The 14,171-nt window shown below is 72.5% G+C and carries 16 protein-coding genes; 7 read left to right on the forward strand and 9 right to left on the reverse strand.

Annotated elements, in window-relative coordinates; translation table 11 throughout:
* Window positions 1-21 precede the first annotated feature (21 nt).
* Window positions 22-900, reverse strand: a complete 879-nt coding sequence (locus M2157_RS42640; RefSeq protein ID WP_280867860.1) for a PhzF family phenazine biosynthesis isomerase — start codon at window positions 898-900, stop codon at window positions 22-24.
* A gap of 36 nt (window positions 901-936) precedes the next feature.
* Window positions 937-2,757 carry a glycoside hydrolase family 15 protein gene (locus M2157_RS42645; RefSeq protein WP_280867861.1) on the reverse strand — a complete coding sequence of 607 codons (1,821 nt, stop codon included), beginning with the start codon at window positions 2,755-2,757 and terminating at the stop codon, window positions 937-939.
* A gap of 158 nt (window positions 2,758-2,915) precedes the next feature.
* Between M2157_RS42645 and M2157_RS42650 the strand changes: the two genes are divergently transcribed.
* Both M2157_RS42650 and M2157_RS42655 read left to right on the forward strand, forming a co-directional pair.
* Complete coding sequence (locus M2157_RS42650; RefSeq protein WP_280867863.1) at window positions 2,916-3,800, forward strand: sugar isomerase; 885 nt, start codon at window positions 2,916-2,918, stop codon at window positions 3,798-3,800.
* Window positions 3,801-3,808: 8 nt separating this feature from the next.
* The gene (locus M2157_RS42655; RefSeq protein ID WP_280855794.1) at window positions 3,809-4,660 is read left to right on the forward strand and encodes a class II fructose-bisphosphate aldolase; all 852 of its coding nucleotides are present in this window, start codon (window positions 3,809-3,811) and stop codon (window positions 4,658-4,660) included.
* Here the strand turns inward: M2157_RS42655 and M2157_RS42660 are convergent.
* Together M2157_RS42660 and M2157_RS42665 are read right to left on the reverse strand one after the other, a co-directional pair.
* The gene (locus M2157_RS42660; protein WP_280867864.1) at window positions 4,638-5,414 is read right to left on the reverse strand and encodes a class I SAM-dependent methyltransferase; all 777 of its coding nucleotides are present in this window, start codon (window positions 5,412-5,414) and stop codon (window positions 4,638-4,640) included. The two genes, M2157_RS42655 and M2157_RS42660, sit on opposite strands and share 23 nt — an antisense overlap.
* Window positions 5,407-6,549, reverse strand: coding sequence for a methyltransferase (locus M2157_RS42665; RefSeq protein ID WP_280867865.1), 1,143 nt, complete (start codon window positions 6,547-6,549; stop codon window positions 5,407-5,409). The genes M2157_RS42660 and M2157_RS42665 overlap by 8 nt, the downstream gene beginning before the upstream one ends.
* A 68-nt stretch (window positions 6,550-6,617) precedes the next feature.
* Between M2157_RS42665 and M2157_RS42670 the strand changes: the two genes are divergently transcribed.
* From M2157_RS42670 to M2157_RS42685, 4 genes are read left to right on the forward strand one after another with little or no spacing between them, the layout of a single operon-like run.
* Window positions 6,618-7,259 (forward strand): alpha-ketoglutarate-dependent dioxygenase AlkB, encoded by a 642-nt coding sequence (locus M2157_RS42670; RefSeq protein ID WP_280867866.1) that lies wholly within the window; start codon window positions 6,618-6,620, stop codon window positions 7,257-7,259.
* A 36-nt stretch (window positions 7,260-7,295) separates the two neighbouring features.
* Entirely contained in the window at window positions 7,296-8,540 is a 1,245-nt protein-coding gene (locus M2157_RS42675; RefSeq protein ID WP_280855790.1) for an ROK family protein, read from the forward strand.
* Window positions 8,533-9,255, forward strand: a complete 723-nt coding sequence (locus M2157_RS42680) for an NUDIX domain-containing protein (protein WP_280867867.1) — start codon at window positions 8,533-8,535, stop codon at window positions 9,253-9,255. The genes M2157_RS42675 and M2157_RS42680 overlap by 8 nt, the downstream gene beginning before the upstream one ends.
* A 1-nt stretch (window position 9,256) precedes the next feature.
* Entirely contained in the window at window positions 9,257-9,706 is a 450-nt protein-coding gene (locus tag M2157_RS42685) for an RpiB/LacA/LacB family sugar-phosphate isomerase (protein WP_280855788.1), read from the forward strand.
* A 202-nt stretch (window positions 9,707-9,908) separates the two neighbouring features.
* Here M2157_RS42685 and M2157_RS42690 read toward each other — a convergent pair whose 3' ends face one another.
* Window positions 9,909-10,880, reverse strand: coding sequence for an NAD(P)-dependent oxidoreductase (locus M2157_RS42690; RefSeq protein WP_280855787.1), 972 nt, complete (start codon window positions 10,878-10,880; stop codon window positions 9,909-9,911).
* A gap of 152 nt (window positions 10,881-11,032) precedes the next feature.
* On the opposite strand from M2157_RS42690, the gene M2157_RS42695 reads away from it, so the two are divergent.
* The gene (locus tag M2157_RS42695) at window positions 11,033-11,560 is read left to right on the forward strand and encodes an SMI1/KNR4 family protein (protein ID WP_280867868.1); all 528 of its coding nucleotides are present in this window, start codon (window positions 11,033-11,035) and stop codon (window positions 11,558-11,560) included.
* A gap of 6 nt (window positions 11,561-11,566) precedes the next feature.
* On the opposite strand, the gene M2157_RS42700 is transcribed toward M2157_RS42695, so the two are convergent.
* Genes M2157_RS42700 through M2157_RS42715 form a run of 4 tightly spaced genes read right to left on the reverse strand, consistent with a single transcriptional unit; the run spans window position 11,567 to window position 14,068 of the window.
* Window positions 11,567-12,490, reverse strand: coding sequence for a phosphotriesterase (locus M2157_RS42700; protein ID WP_280867869.1), 924 nt, complete (start codon window positions 12,488-12,490; stop codon window positions 11,567-11,569).
* Window positions 12,484-13,068: a DUF4865 family protein gene (locus M2157_RS42705; RefSeq protein WP_280867870.1), complete on the reverse strand. Its 585-nt coding sequence runs from the start codon at window positions 13,066-13,068 to the stop codon at window positions 12,484-12,486. The genes M2157_RS42700 and M2157_RS42705 overlap by 7 nt, the downstream gene beginning before the upstream one ends.
* 11 nt (window positions 13,069-13,079) lie before the next feature.
* A complete protein-coding gene (locus tag M2157_RS42710) occupies window positions 13,080-13,475 on the reverse strand; it encodes a cupin domain-containing protein (RefSeq protein WP_280867871.1) in 396 nt (131 codons plus the stop codon).
* 14 nt (window positions 13,476-13,489) lie between these two features.
* Complete coding sequence (locus tag M2157_RS42715) at window positions 13,490-14,068, reverse strand: TetR/AcrR family transcriptional regulator (RefSeq protein WP_280855781.1); 579 nt, start codon at window positions 14,066-14,068, stop codon at window positions 13,490-13,492.
* Window positions 14,069-14,171: the final 103 nt, after the last annotated feature.

Raw genomic sequence — 14,171 nt, forward strand, 5'->3', positions numbered from 1 at the left:
GCTACGAGCCCGCCCAGCAGCTCACCGGCCGATGAGAGCCCCCGCGCCCCCGACCCGGACACGGGGGTCGCCGGCGCGCAGGGTCACCGTGAGTTCGCCGGGACGGCCCAGGTCCTCGCCCTGGTGCAGGGTGAGGACGGCGTCCTCCGGGACCAGGCCGAGGTCACGGACGTACGCACCGAACGCGGCGGCCGCGGCGCCGGTCGCCGGGTCCTCGACCACTCCGCCGACCGGGAACGGGTCACGGGCGTGAAACACGGTGGCCGACTCCCGCCACACCAGCTGGACGGTGGTCAGGTCCAGTCGGTGCATCAGGGTTTCGAGGCGCGGGAAGTCGTACGCCAGATCCGCGAGCCGTGCGCGCGTCGCCGCCGCGAGGACGAGATGGCGGGCACCGGCGAACGCGATCCGGGGCGGAAACGCCGGGTCGAGATCGGTGGCCGGCCAGTCGAGCGCGGCGAGCGCCTCGGTGAGGTCGGCCTCGGCGACCTCCTCGACGTGCGGCTCGACACTGGTGAGCGTGGCCCTGACCGTCCCGGCCTCCTCGGCCACCGACACGGGCACGGTGCCGGCGGGCGTGGCGAACACCAGCTCGCCCGGACCGATCCGCTCGGCCAGCGCGACGGCGGTCGCGACGGTGGCGTGCCCGCAGAACGGTACCTCGGCCTTGGGGCTGAAGTAACGGATGGTGAACGTCCGTCCTTCCGGCCCCTCGAGCCCCTCCGGGGGCGCGGTCAGGAACGCCGACTCCGAGTAACCGAGCTCGGCGGCGATGGCCAGCATGGCGTCGTCGTCCAGGGCCGTGGCGTCCAGGACGACACCGGCGGGGTTGCCGCCCTCGGGAGTGCTGGAGAAGGCGGTGTATCGCAGGACCTCGGGCCGCGGTGCGTTCGTCGTCATGCCGGCTGCAACGTGGGACCGGCCGACGGCTATTCCTCAGCCGAGGGCCCGGTCCAGGTTGAAGGCCGCGCTGATCAGGGCGAGATGGGTGAACGCCTGCGGGAAGTTGCCCTGTTGCTCGCCGGTGTTGCTGATCTCCTCGGCGTACAGGCCCAGATGGTTGGCGTAGGTGAGCATCTTCTCGAAGGCCAACCGTGCTTCGTCGATCCGGCCGGCGTGCACCATCGCCTCGACGTACCAGAACGAGCAGATGGAGAAGGTGCCCTCGTCCCCGCGCAGTCCGTCGGGGCTCGCCGTCGGGTCGTAGCGGTAGACGAGGGAGTCCGACACCAGCTCCTCGGTCAGCGCGTCCAGCGTGGACAGCCACTTGGGGTCGGTAGGCGCGATGAACTTGGTCAGCGGCATCATCAGCACGGCCGCGTCGAGCACATCGCCGTCCTCGTGCTGGACGAACGCCTGCCGGGTCTCCGACCAGCCGCGCTTCATGATCCGCCGGTAGATCGTGTCGCGGCACTCCCGCCAGCGGTTCAGGTCGGCGGGCAGCCCGCGCCGGTTGGCCATGCGGATCGCCCGCTCGATCGCCACCCAGCACATCAGCCGCGAGTACAGGAAGTTCTTGCGGCCGCCGCGGGTCTCCCAGATCCCCTCGTCGGGCTGGTCCCAGTTCTCGCACACCCAGTCCACCAGCGCGGACACGTCGTCCCACTGATCGCTGGAGATCGGCTTGGCCCACTTGTCGTAGAGGTAGATCGAGTCGATCAGGGCGCCGTAGATGTCGAGTTGGAGCTGGTCGGCGGCGGCGTTGCCGACCCGGACCGGCGCGGAGCCCTGATGCCCTTCCAGATGGCCGAGTTCACGCTCCGTCAGATCGGTACGGCCGTCGATGCCGTACATGATCTGGAGCGGCCCGGAGGGGCCGTGGCCGTCCGGGCTGACGTGCCGGATGAGGAAGTCCATGAACGCCTCGGCCTCGCTGGTGAAGCCGAGCCGCAGCAACGCGTACACACAGAAGGCGGCGTCCCGCACCCACACGTACCGGTAGTCCCAGTTGCGCTCGCCGCCGAGCTGCTCGGGCAGGCTCGTCGTCGGCGCGGCCACGATGGCGCCGGTGGGCGCGTAGGTGAGCAGCTTGAGGGTGAGGGCGGAGCGGTGCACCATCTCCCGCCAGCGGCCCCGGTACTTGGAGGCGGACAGCCAGTGCCGCCAGTAGGCGACCGTGCTGGTGAACTGCTCCTCGGCCTCGGTGTGCGCGCACCGGCGCGGGGTCACCTCGCCGCCGACCTGGTCCAGCGCGAACACCGCGGACTCGCCCTCGGAGAGCTTGAAGTCGGCGCGCACGTCCGGGCCTTCGGTCTCCAGCGGCACCGTCGCGGTCAGGCCGAGCGTCAGCTTGGGGGACTCGAAGACCGCGACGTCCCCGACCATGCGGAGGGTGTGCGGCTGGGCGCCGTAGTCGAAACGCGGCGCCACGCGTGTCCGGAACGGAATCGAGCCGCGCACGCACACCACCCGCCGGATCAGCCGGTGCCGCTCGGTCTCCACCGTGTCGCCGTCGACCGGCATGAAGTCCTGGACCTCGCCCACGCCGTCCTCGGTGTAGAACCGGGTGATCAGGACGTTGGTGTCGGGGAAGTAGAACTGCTTGGTCCGCGCCGGCACGGTCGCCGCGAGCTCGAAGCAGCCGCCGCGCTCCGCGTCCAGGATCGACGCGAAGACGCTCGGTGCGTCGAAGGCCGGGCAGCAGTACCAGTCGATGGTGCCGTCGGTCCCGACCAGTGCCACGCTGCGCAGGTCGCCGATCAGACCGTGCTCGGCGATCGGCAGGTAGCCCGTGTGATCCCTGGGTGATCCGCTCATCGCAGCCTCCTGGGGATCACCCTATGCAGGATCGGCGGCGGGTGTCACGGAAACAGCTCGCCCTGCGGGGGCGGACCACTCCTGCCCACGTATGCTTGATTGTGCTTGAAAGATGGCTATATCTTGCAAGAGCAATCAAAGTCACAGAGAGGTACGGCATGACTCATGTCGAGGACGAGCTGACCAGCCAGCCCGAGTGCTGGACCCGGGCGGCGGCGGAGGCCGCGGGCCACGCCCGCGCGCTTCCGGCGGCCGGGGAGCGGGTCGCGATCGTCGGATGCGGCACGTCGTACTTCATGGCGCAGGCGGTGGCGGTGCTGCGGGAGGGCTCGGGCCAGGGCGAGACCGACGCCTTCGCCGCGTCGGAGTTCCCGCAGGGCCGCTCGTACGACCGCGTCGTCGCCCTCACCCGCTCCGGCACGACGACCGAAGTCCTCGACCTGCTCGGGCAGTTGAAGGGCACCACCCGCACGACCGCCCTCACCGCCGACCCCGCCACCCCCGTCATGGCCGCCGCCGACGAGGTCGTCGTCCTCGACTTCGCCGACGAACGCTCCGTCGTCCAGACCAGGTTCGCGACCACCGCCCTCACCCTGCTCCGCGCCCACCTGGGCCTGCACACCGACGCCGTCGTCGCCGACGCCCGCACCGCACTCACGTCTCCCCTGCCCGAAGGCCTCGTCGAGTGCACGCAGTTCACCTTCCTCGGCCGGGGCTGGACGGTCGGGCTGGCCAACGAGGCCGGCCTGAAGATGCGCGAGGCCTCCCTCGCCTGGACCGAGGCCTACCCGGCGATGGAGTACCGGCACGGCCCCATCAGCATCACCACCCACGGCACCGCCACCTGGATGCTCGGCGCGGCACCCGAGGGGCTGGCCGAACAGGTCCGGCAGACCGGCGGGCTGTGGGTGGCGGGCACCCTCGACCCCCTCGCCGAACTGGTCCGCGTGCAGCGCCTCGCGGTCGCCGTCGCCGGGGCCCGCGGCCTCGACCCGGACCAGCCCCGCCACCTCACCCGCTCGGTGATCCTCGCCCGCCCCTAGGAGACGTCGTGCCCCTGGTCACCACCGGCGAGCTCGTCACCCGGGCCGCCACCACCCGCTCCGCCGTCGCCGCCTTCAACATCATCACCCTGGAACACGTCGAGGCCGTCATCGCCGGCGCCGAGTCCCTGGACGCGCCCGTCGTGCTCCAAGTCAGCGAGAACGCCGTCAAGTTCCGCCACGGCAGTCTCCTCCCGCTCGCTCGCGCCGCCGTCACCGCGGCCGAACGAGCCGCCGTACCCGTCGCGTTGCACCTCGACCACGTCCAGAGCGACGACCTGCTGCGCCAGACGGCCGACGCCGGCTTCGGGTCCGTGATGTACGACGCGGCCCATCTGCCCTACGCCGAGAACCTCGCCGCCACCCGGACGGCGGCCGACTGGGCGCACTCCCAAGGGCTCTGGATCGAAGCCGAGTTGGGGGAAGTGGGTGGGAAGCAGGGCCGGCCCCCGCTGGACGCCCACGCCCCCGGCGCCCGCACCGATCCCGCCGAGGCCCGCGCCTTCGTCACCGACTCCGGCGTGGACGCCCTCGCCGTGGCCATCGGCAGCGCCCACGCGATGACCGAACGCACCGCCACCCTCGACCACGACCTGCTCAAACGCCTCACCGCCACCCTCGACGTCCCCCTCGTCCTGCACGGCTCCTCCGGAGTCCGCGACGAGGAACTCACCGCGGCCGTCGCGGGCGGCATCGCCAAGGTCAACGTCGGCACCGCGCTGAACATCGCCATGACGGGCGCGATCCGGGAGTTCCTGGCGGCTCACCCCGAGGCGGTGGACTCCCGCACCTACCTGAGCGTCGGGCGGGACGCCATGGCCGAGGCGGCCCGGCGGATCATCCAGCTGCTCGCGCGGTGAGGACGGGCTGGTAGAACCCGCCGGCGGCCGGATCGTGCCAGCGCACGTCGACGAAACCGGCCCCGGCCACGAACTCCGTCAGCTGTGAACGGGTCAGGGCCCAGGAGGTCGTACGGCGGACGCGGACGGCCCAGTCGTCCCCGGCGCCGTCCGCGAGCTGGAAGTGCTCCAGGTCGTAGCGCTCGCCGTCATCGTGCCATTGCCACAGCTGGAAGGTGATCACCCGGCCGCCGGAGTCCTCGGAGACCTGCGGAGGCGGGGCGGCGGGCCTGGTCCGCCGGATCTCGTCGTAGTCCCGAAGGGTGAGCACCAGCAGACCGCCGTCCCGCAGAACCCTGCCCATGCCCGCGAGCGCGGCCTCGACGTCCGGGGCCGTCAGCAGATGCGCGAGCGAGTTGTCGGCGCAGACGACGACGTCGAAGACGGACGACGCGAACGGCAGCCGGCGCATGTCCGCGGCGGCGGTCGGCACCACTGCCCCGCGGGCCGCGGCCTCCTGGGCGGCCCGTGCGGCGGCCACCGGACTGATGTCGCTGCCGACGACCCGGTGCCCCGCGAGAGCCAGCCCGATCGCCTGGGTCCCGATGCCGCACGAGCAGTCCAGGACGCGGTGCGGCCCCGGCCCCAGGTCCTCCCGCACGAACGCTCCGAGCACAGCCGCCTGATGCGCCATGCTCGCGTCCCAGTCCGCGAAGATCCGGTGGTAGTCCGGGGCCAGCGCGTCGTAGAAGGCCCGCACCGAGAGATCAGACACCCGACTCCTTCACCGCCTTGAGCACCACGAACTTCGGCCCGCCGGCGACGAGTTCACTGTTGCCGAACAGCTTCCGCAGCTTCACGTGATAGCCGAGATGGCGGTTGCCGACAACCCACAGTTCGCCGCCGGGCCGTAGCGTCCTGCGGGCTCCGGTGAACATCCGCCAGGCCGTCGCGTCGGTCGTCGCCTGGTGGGAGTGGAAGGGCGGGTTGTTGAGGACGAGGTCGACGCTGCCCGCCGGGACCCCCGCCAGACCGTCCCCGACCCGGAACTCCGCATGCCCGGGCACGCCGTTCGCCTTGTACGTCCCCTCCGCCGAGGCCACGGCCTGGAAGGACTCGTCGACGAACAGCACCTCGGCCTCGGGGTTGGCCAGGGCCACAGCCGTTCCGACGACGCCGTTGCCGCAGCCCAGGTCCACGATCCGCTGGGAACCCCGGCTCTTCGGGAGGTGCTGGAGGAAGAACCGGGTGCCGATGTCGAGCCGGTCCGCGCAGAAGACGCCCGCGTGATTGACGACGGCACGCCCGGAGGCGGCACCGACGCCGTCCGGGAGGGTGTAGCCGTACGGCCAGGGATTGGCGGGCCGTTCGAGCGACGGTTCCGGTGTGCAGAAGATGAGCCGGGCCTTCTTCTCGGCCAGCGAGGTGCGGGTCGGCCCGAGGATCCGCTCGAACAGCTGGAGCGTCGAGGTGTGGATCTCCTTCACCATGCCGGTGCCGACGACGAGCGTGCCCTCGTGCACCGCGGGCGCCAGCCGCAGCAGCTGGTCCTCCAGCAGGGCCAGGCTCTTCGGCACCCGCACCAGCAGGACGTCGACGCGGCCGGGCGGCGGGTCCTGTGTGGTGAGCAGCCGGACGGTGCCGGGCTCGACGCCGGCGCGTTCGAGGTTGGCGCGGGTCGCTTCCTGGCTGAGGAAGGAGTCGGTGATCTGGATCGGGCGGTGCGGCGCCAGCGCGGTGGCCAGCGCACCCCAGCGGTCTCCGACCAACACGACCGTGCCGGACAGGGCCACGCCCTCCGCCGCGAGATGCCTCAGCAGATACTCGTCGGAGGCGTCCCAGGCGCGCAGCCGGTCACGCGGGTCCTCGGGGAAACGGGTGAGCGCGAACTCGCCCCAGGGGGTCGTCATACGGTCGTCCATCGTGCGTCCAGGCTATCCGAGGCGCAGCTCAGGCCCGCTCGGGCAGGATGGAACCCATGGATGCCGAGCTGTTCCCCCGACCCCGTGCGGAGGTCGCGCCGGGTGCGGTGCACGTCCCGGACTGGCTGGAGCCGGGGCGGCAGCGCGACCTGCTGGAGGCCTGCCGGGAGTGGGCGCGCCCGCCCGCCGGACTGCGCACGGTCCGCACCCCGGGCGGCGGCACGATGACCGCGCGGCAGGTGTGCCTCGGCTGGCACTGGTACCCGTACGCCTACGCCCGCACGGTCGCCGACGGCGACGGGGCACCGGTGAAGCCGTTCCCGCACTGGCTGGGCGAGCTGGGCCGGGAAGCGGTGCGCGACGCACTCGGTCCGCAGCAGGCGGCCTACGACATCGCGCTGATCAACTTCTATGACGGCGACGCCCGTATGGGCATGCACCGCGACAGCGACGAGAAGTCGGACGCGCCCGTGGTCTCCCTGAGCCTCGGCGACACCTGCGTCTTCCGCTTCGGCAACCCCGAAACCCGGACCCGGCCCTACACGGACGTCGAACTGCGCAGTGGTGACCTGTTCGTGTTCGGCGGCCCGTCGAGACTCGCGTACCACGGGGTCCCCCGTGTGCATCCGGGCACCGCGCCGCCCGAGTTGGGGCTGACGGGACGGCTGAACATCACGCTGCGGGTCAGCGGGCTCTGAGCTCCATCGCGAACGGATCATGGGAGACTCGCCCTCATGAGCGGCAAGGCGGACCCCCGGCCGGCGGGGGAAGGAACCACCTCGAGGACGCGGCTGGACCGGGGGCGCGGTGCGCTCGGGCCCGCGTTGGAGCTCGTGCACACCGGCCGCGCGCCCACCCGGGCCGTGCTCACCGCGGAACTCGGGGTGACGCGGGCGACGGCCGGCGCGGTCGCCGCCGAGCTGGAGGCGCTCGGGCTGATCCGCGTCGACGCCCGGCCCACCGCTGCCGCCGGTTCGCAGGGCCGGCCCTCGCATCGCCTCGCGGTCGCCGAGGACGGTCCCGTCGTGCTGGCCGCGCAGGTCCACGCCGACGGTTTCCGGGCCGCCCTGGTCGGTCTGGGCGGCCGTATCGTCGCCACCGCCCCCGGCTGCGAGACGGTCGACGCCGACCCGGCGAAGGTCCTCGGCTCCGTCGTCGAGGCGGGCGCCGACCTGCTGCGCACCACCGGCAGACGCTGTGTCGGCGCCGGACTCGCCGTGCCGTCCGCGGTCGCCGAACCCGAAGGCCTCGCCCTCAACCCCCTGCACCTCGCCTGGCCCGCGGGCGCCCCCGTCCGCCGTATCTTCGGCGAGTGCGTGCGTGCCGCAGGCATCACCGGACCGGCCTTCGCGGCCAACGACGTCAACCTCGCCGCGCTCGCCGAGCACCGGCACGGCGCGGGCCGCGGCGCCCGGGACCTGCTGTGCGTGGCGACCGGACACCGGGGCGTGGGCGGCGCGCTGGTGCTCGACGGGCGTCTGCACACGGGGAGTTCGGGCCTGGCTCTGGAGGTCGGCCACCTCACCGTGAACCCCGAGGGCCGACCCTGCCACTGCGGCAGCCGGGGCTGTCTGGACGTCGAGGCGGACCCGCTGGCGTTCCTCACGGCGGCCGGACTCGACCCCGGCCCCGAGCTCTCCCTGCTCCAGCAGGCCAACGACCTCGTCCGGCACCACTACGACGATCCCGCCGTCCGCACCGCCGCCGAGGCCCTCATCGACCGCCTGGGCCTCGGTCTCGCGGGCCTGGTGAACATCCTGAACCCGGACCGCATCATCCTCGGCGGCCTCCACCGCACCCTTCTGGACGCCGACCCCGCCCGTCTGCGCGCCGTCGTCGCCGACCGCAGTCTGTGGGGGCAGAGCGGCGGCGTTCCCATCCTGGCCTGCACCCTCGACCACAACAGCCTGGTCGGGGCGGCCGAGCTGGCGTGGCAGCCGGTGCTGGACGATCCGCTGGGTGCACTGACCCATGGCTGACCTGCTGGAGGCCGCGGGACTGCGCCTGGTCGAGGTGGCGCCCCCGGTGGTGCCGGCCGAGGTGCGGACGGCCATGGACCGTGAGTGGGGCGAGGCCGTCCTGGCCAACCCGGCCCTCTTCGACGGTCCGGTGGCGGTGTGCGCGGGGCTCTCACGGGAGGCCCAGGACGACCTGCTCGTCTCCTGGTCCCGGGTGACCTATCGGTACCTCGCCCTGCGCCGCGTCCCGGGTGCCGACGCCCTGGCGTCCCTCTTCGTCAGCGTGGTGCAGCCGACGGACGACGGACGCGTGCTGGTGGGCCGTATGTCCGCGTCCACCGCCGCGCCCGGCCGCTGGCAGTTCCCCGGCGGATCGGTGGAACCGCCCACCGGCGACGAGCCCCTGGACGAACCCGCACTGCGCCGCCACGCGGCCGTGGAACTGGCCGAGGAGACGGGCGTCGACGTCCCGGCCGCCGACCTCACCCGGTGTCTGGTGACGCACGGCGCGGACGGACAGGTCGGTGTCCACTACCTGGCACCGCCCCTGCCCGCGTCCTTCTTGCAGGAGAGCTTCACGGCGCTGACGGCCGCGGAGACGGTACGGGGACGGGCGCCGGAGTTCGACCGGCTCGCGCTCGTAGGCTCACCGGCCGAACTTCCGGACCTCGCCGGTCCGCACGTGGGCTACCTGGATCCCGTCGTCCGTTGGGTGAGCCGCCGAGTAGGCTCGTGACATGCGGATCTCCGTCTCCTCGGACATGGACGAACCAGTCGCGCGCACCCTCGTCGACGAACTGCGCGCGCGGGGCCACGAAGTCGTCGCGTACGGCGCCCTGAGCCCCGGCGCCGACCCGCAGTGGGCCGTCTGCTCGGCGGCCGCGGCCCGTGAGGTGGCCGCCGGGACGGCCGACCAGGCCGTCGTGTGCTGCTGGACCGGCACCGGCGCCTCCATCGCCGCCAACAAGGTCCCGGGCGTACGGGCCGCCCTGTGCACGGACGCCTACACGGCGGACGGCGCCCGCCGCTGGAACGACGCCAACGTCCTGGCCCTCAGCCTCCGCCTCACCTCCGAGCCACTCCTCAAGGAGATCCTCGACGCCTGGTTCACCGCCGGGGCGAGCGAGGACGCCGAGGACCGAGAGAACGTGGCCCGGGTGGGACGCCTGGACGCCGGCCGGGCCTGATCCCCGCCTGCCGCGCGACGCCCGGCACGCGCGCTCGCCGCGCTGCCGACCGCCGACACGGCTCCGCCACACGGCGCTCCGGCGCCTTGCGACCGCACGCTCGAAGCAAGCTCGCGCGGGAGGGGCCCCATCGCCGCCGCGCGGCCCGCCCTCCGGGCGGACGACGGGAATGTGACGACAGGGCCTAGAAGCGCGCGTCCGGTCAGACGCCGAGCGGGCCGGCCACCTTCAGTTCCTCGTGGTCGATCAGCCATCGCACCGACTCCAGTACGGCGGCCTCCGGTTCGTGGCGCGGCGCGTAGCCGAGGAGGGTCCTGGCCTTCTCGATGGTGAGGTACTGACTGCGGTAGAGGTGCTCCCAGCTCGCCTCGGCGTGTTCCGGGGCTGTGGTCCGGCGGAACTGTTCCCAGGTCACCGGCTCCAGCGACGCGGTCCGACCGAACCAGCCGGCCGCGATGCGGGCGTACCCGCGGACGTTCAGCGCGGTGGGGGCGACGACATTGAAGTCCTCTCCCGCCGCCGCGTCCCGGTGCTCGACCGCCCGTTCGAAGGCCTGGGCGACATCGTCGGCGTGCACATGGTGCATCAGCTCGGCACCGATCCCCGGGACCGGCAGCGGCCGTCCGGCCGAGAGGGCGTACCAGACCGCGGGGTCGAGGTTTCCCAGCGGACCGATCGGGTGCCAGCCCGGCCCGACGATGTGCCCGGGGTGCAGGGACGTGGTCACCAGGCCCCCGGAAGCGGTCTCCTCCTTCAGCATCCGGGCGATCCGGTCCTTCTGGATGCCGTACTCCCCGACGGGCGGGGTGCCCGTGGTCTCGGAGATCGGCAGCCTGTCGCTGGGGCCGAAACGCCACACGGTGCCGCAGTGCAGCAGGTGCCCGATCTCGCCGCGCAGCCGCTCGACCAGTGCCGTGGCCGCTTCCAGGGTGAAGCAGACCAGGTCGATCACGGCGTCCGGGGCCAGGCCGGCCACCCGGTCACCGAAGGTGCCCTCGTCGTCCTCCCGCTGCCGGTCGGCGACGACCTGGCGGACCTGCTGCCACTCGGGAGCCTCGGTGTAGGCCGTGCGGGTGCCACGGCTGATGTTGATCACTTCGTGGCCCGCCCGCACCAGGCGGGGGACGAGGAAGGTGCCGATGTGGCCGCTTCCGCCGATGACGACGACTCGCATACGTTTCCCATCAGTGTCGAGCAGGTCAGTGTCAGACAGGAGTATCCGGCGCCACCGTCAGGCTCCCGGCCGCGGCGGCGAAACTTGCGGCCCTCGGTGGACATCTCGGTGGCGTAGGGCCGTTGTCAGTGGCGGCGACTAGCCTGCCGGGCATGATCGAGACGACTGAGCGCGACCGCGCCTTTCCGCCCGCCCTGGCCGACGTGGCCCGCGTGGAGTTCGACTACGACGACGGCGAGGGCGTCGACTTCGAGCCGTACGACGCCTTCGACTCCGCCGAGGAGACCACCGACTGGCTGCGCCACTGGACCGGCAACCACCAACTGGACGGCGACGCCTACCGGGTCTTCGGACAGGACGGCACCGGTGGCCTCGCCGCCCTGTGGTGCGTGCGGCCGGGGCGGCCCCTCGTGGAGCAGCCCGTGGTGTTCCTGGGATCGGAGGGCGAGCGCGGTGTGGTGGCGGCGAACCTGTCCGACTTCCTGTGGGTGCTCGCCGATGGCCTCGGGCCTTTGGAGGTCGTGGATTTCGAGCAGTACGAGGGCCGTCCGAGCGCGACGCTGACCGCCCTCGCCGAACGCCACGCGAACACCCCGCGCCGCACCACCCGGGACATCGTCACCACCGCCCGGGCGGAGTTCCCGACCTTCTCCGAGGACATCGACGCACTCTGCCGGTGAGCGGCGTCATGGCCGACTCCACTCCACGGCCAGGGCTCGACCAGGGTTGTCGGTGAGGATGCGCCGCACCAGTTCCTCACCCAGGTCGGCCGTGAGCCGCGGCCGCACCCGGCGCAGCAGATACGGCATCCCCGGGCCGCCGTTGACCGAGCGGGCCGCCGCGGTCGTGGTGTCGCCGCCGAGCAGCAGCCGGTCGCCGTGCCCCGCGTCCGCGAGCTCCCGCACCGCGTCGGGCATGCGCCAGTCCGTGGCGTGGTGGGCGCGCGAGGGCCCGTCGAAGGCGAGATAGCAGCCCGACCCCGCGGCCTCGCGGTGCACCGTGAAGTCGGGGGAGCGGTTGAGGTGCCCGAGGATCACTCGCCGCGGCGGCACCCCCAACTCCCCGCACAGCAGATCCAGTACGTCCAGCGCACCGGTCCCCAGCTCCAGGTGGACGGCGATCGGCGCCCCCGTAGCGTGATGGGCCTCGGCCGCCGCGGTCATCGTCCAGCGGGCGTGCGCGTCCAGCGCGTGGAAGCCGCCCGCCACCTTGATCAGCCCCGCGCGGACCCCCGACCGCCCGATGCCCTCGGTCAGTTCGGCGACGAACACGTCAGCCAGCCGGCCGCGCAGCCCGGCGAGCGTGGCGTCGTCGTAGTGGGCGGCCTGGTGCAGCCCGGTCGCGGTGACGATCCGCACCCCGGTCTCCCGTGCCAGCGTCGGCAGCGCGTCGGCCCGCCGCCCCAGCCCGTACGGCGTCCACTGCATCACGGCGCCACCGCCCTGCGCGGCGAACGCCGTCAGCTCGGTCCGCGCCGCCGAGACGCTCCGCAGCTCCTGCCCCGGCAGTTGGGGGCTGCCGAAGAACAGGTGGTCGTGCGCGTCGCACACGCCGAGCTCCTCGGCGGGGACGTCCCCGGCCACGGTACGGACCGCGACCGCGCTCACCACTGACGCCCCCGAGGCAGCCGCTCCCGTCCCGGCGCCGACACGTGCAGTACCTCGAACAGATCACCGTCCGCCTTCGGCGCTTCGTGCGCCCACAGAGAGAAGTGCACGAGTTCCCAGCGGGCCGTGTCCACGGCGGCCGCCGCGAACAGCGCGCCGTCCTCCCCGGCCAGCCGCCCCGTCTCGTCCACGGCCTCCGCCATCACCTCTGCCAACTCCACTCCCTCCGGCACCGGTTGACGCCTGCGGACCGCCGACCGGGCGGGGGAGCCGACGGCGCCGCCCTCCTCGTACGACAGACCTGTCCACTGCCGCACCGACGGCCGCCCGAAGTCGTTGCTGAGCCCCTGGAAGGCGCCTCCCCAGAGGAAGGAGTTCATGCCCTCCACGGTGTCCCAGAGGTAGAAGGGGGCGTACTGGTTGACGGGCGAGCCGTTCACCCCGCGCTCGCGCATCAGGTACGTCTTGAAGCCGAGCCCGTCCCAGTCGTCCAGCAGATGCCCGATCCGGAACACCCGGGCGCGGATGACGGCCATGTCGTAGTCGGCGGGCAGGGTGAGCTCGTACTGCATGGCGTGCATCGGATGCCTCCTCAGGCGGGGTAGTCCTCGGGGGCGACGTGCGCGTCCCAGTCGGCGGTCGTGCCGTCCTCGGCGGCCTCGACGACCGCGAGATGCGTCATGAAGGTGCGCGGCCCCGCCCCGTGCCAGTGCCACTCGCCCGGCTCGATCCACACGCTGTCACCCGCGCGGATCGGCTCGACGGCACCGCCCCTGCGCTGCACCAGCCCCTCGCCCTCCAGGACGTGCAGCACCTGGCCGTGCGGATGGCGGTGCCACGCGGTGTGCGCGCCGGGCGCGAAATGGACGTTGAACATCCGCAGCCGGGACGGGGAGGCGGGCGCGGCGATCTCGTCGAGCCACACCGTCCCCGTGAAGTTCTCGGCCGGACCCTGCCGGGTCTCCGGGCGCTGTCGGGTGATCTGCACGTGGGTCGACTCCCTTACGGCGATGGTGGTGTGAGCAGTGAGAGCAGACCCCGCACGCCCGTGTCGAACGCGGCGGGCGAGCCGGACGCGCGGGCGAGGACATAGCCGCCCTGGACCGTCGCGAGAACGGTCGCCGCGATCTCCTCGCCGTCCAGGGAGGACGCGAACTGGCCCTGTTCCTTGCCCTCTTCGACGATCCCGGCGATGCGCTCACGGATCCAGTCGATCGTCTCGTCGACGGGCGCACGCAGTTCGTCGCTGGCGATGACGTCCGGGTCCATCGTGAGCCGGCCGATCGGACACCCGCGCAGCACGTCCCGCTCGCGCCGCAGATACGCCTCGATCCGCTCGTACGGCGTGCCGGGCCCGCCGAGTACTTCCTCCGCGGTGGCCCGCAGGTCCTCGGCGGTCCGCCGGATCGCGGCCAGGGCGAGATCGGGCTTGCCCTTGAAGTGGTGGTACATGCTGCCCTGTCCGGCCCCCGCGCGCTCCAGGATCGCCTTGGGGCTGGTCCCCACATAGCCGCGCTCCCACAGCAGCTCACGGGTGGACTCGATCAGTCGGTCCGAGGTGCTCATGCGCTCACTGTACATACTAGTAGTTACAGAAGTCGAGGCCCTCTCGTACTCCCCGGGAGGTATCCGCACTGCCGCTGTCCGTACGACGACCCGGCCCCCTCTCCCGAGCCAGTCTCGA

This window comes from Streptomyces sp. SAI-127 (assembly GCF_029894425.1).
Taxonomy (GTDB): Bacteria; Actinomycetota; Actinomycetes; order Streptomycetales; family Streptomycetaceae; genus Streptomyces.

Coding starts and splice junctions, on each gene's coding strand:
- M2157_RS42680 (WP_280867867.1), top strand. CDS start 8,533: ATGGCTGACCTGCTGGAGGCCGCGGGACTGCGCCTGGTCGAGGTGGCG.
- M2157_RS42695 (WP_280867868.1), top strand. CDS start 11,033: ATGATCGAGACGACTGAGCGCGACCGCGCCTTTCCGCCCGCCCTGGCC.
- M2157_RS42640 (WP_280867860.1), bottom strand. CDS start 900: ATGACGACGAACGCACCGCGGCCCGAGGTCCTGCGATACACCGCCTTC.
- M2157_RS42645 (WP_280867861.1), bottom strand. CDS start 2,757: ATGAGCGGATCACCCAGGGATCACACGGGCTACCTGCCGATCGCCGAG.
- M2157_RS42670 (WP_280867866.1), top strand. CDS start 6,618: ATGGATGCCGAGCTGTTCCCCCGACCCCGTGCGGAGGTCGCGCCGGGT.
- M2157_RS42690 (WP_280855787.1), bottom strand. CDS start 10,880: ATGCGAGTCGTCGTCATCGGCGGAAGCGGCCACATCGGCACCTTCCTC.
- M2157_RS42665 (WP_280867865.1), bottom strand. CDS start 6,549: ATGACGACCCCCTGGGGCGAGTTCGCGCTCACCCGTTTCCCCGAGGAC.
- M2157_RS42675 (WP_280855790.1), top strand. CDS start 7,296: ATGAGCGGCAAGGCGGACCCCCGGCCGGCGGGGGAAGGAACCACCTCG.
- M2157_RS42650 (WP_280867863.1), top strand. CDS start 2,916: ATGACTCATGTCGAGGACGAGCTGACCAGCCAGCCCGAGTGCTGGACC.
- M2157_RS42715 (WP_280855781.1), bottom strand. CDS start 14,068: ATGTACAGTGAGCGCATGAGCACCTCGGACCGACTGATCGAGTCCACC.
- M2157_RS42705 (WP_280867870.1), bottom strand. CDS start 13,068: ATGCACGCCATGCAGTACGAGCTCACCCTGCCCGCCGACTACGACATG.
- M2157_RS42685 (WP_280855788.1), top strand. CDS start 9,257: ATGCGGATCTCCGTCTCCTCGGACATGGACGAACCAGTCGCGCGCACC.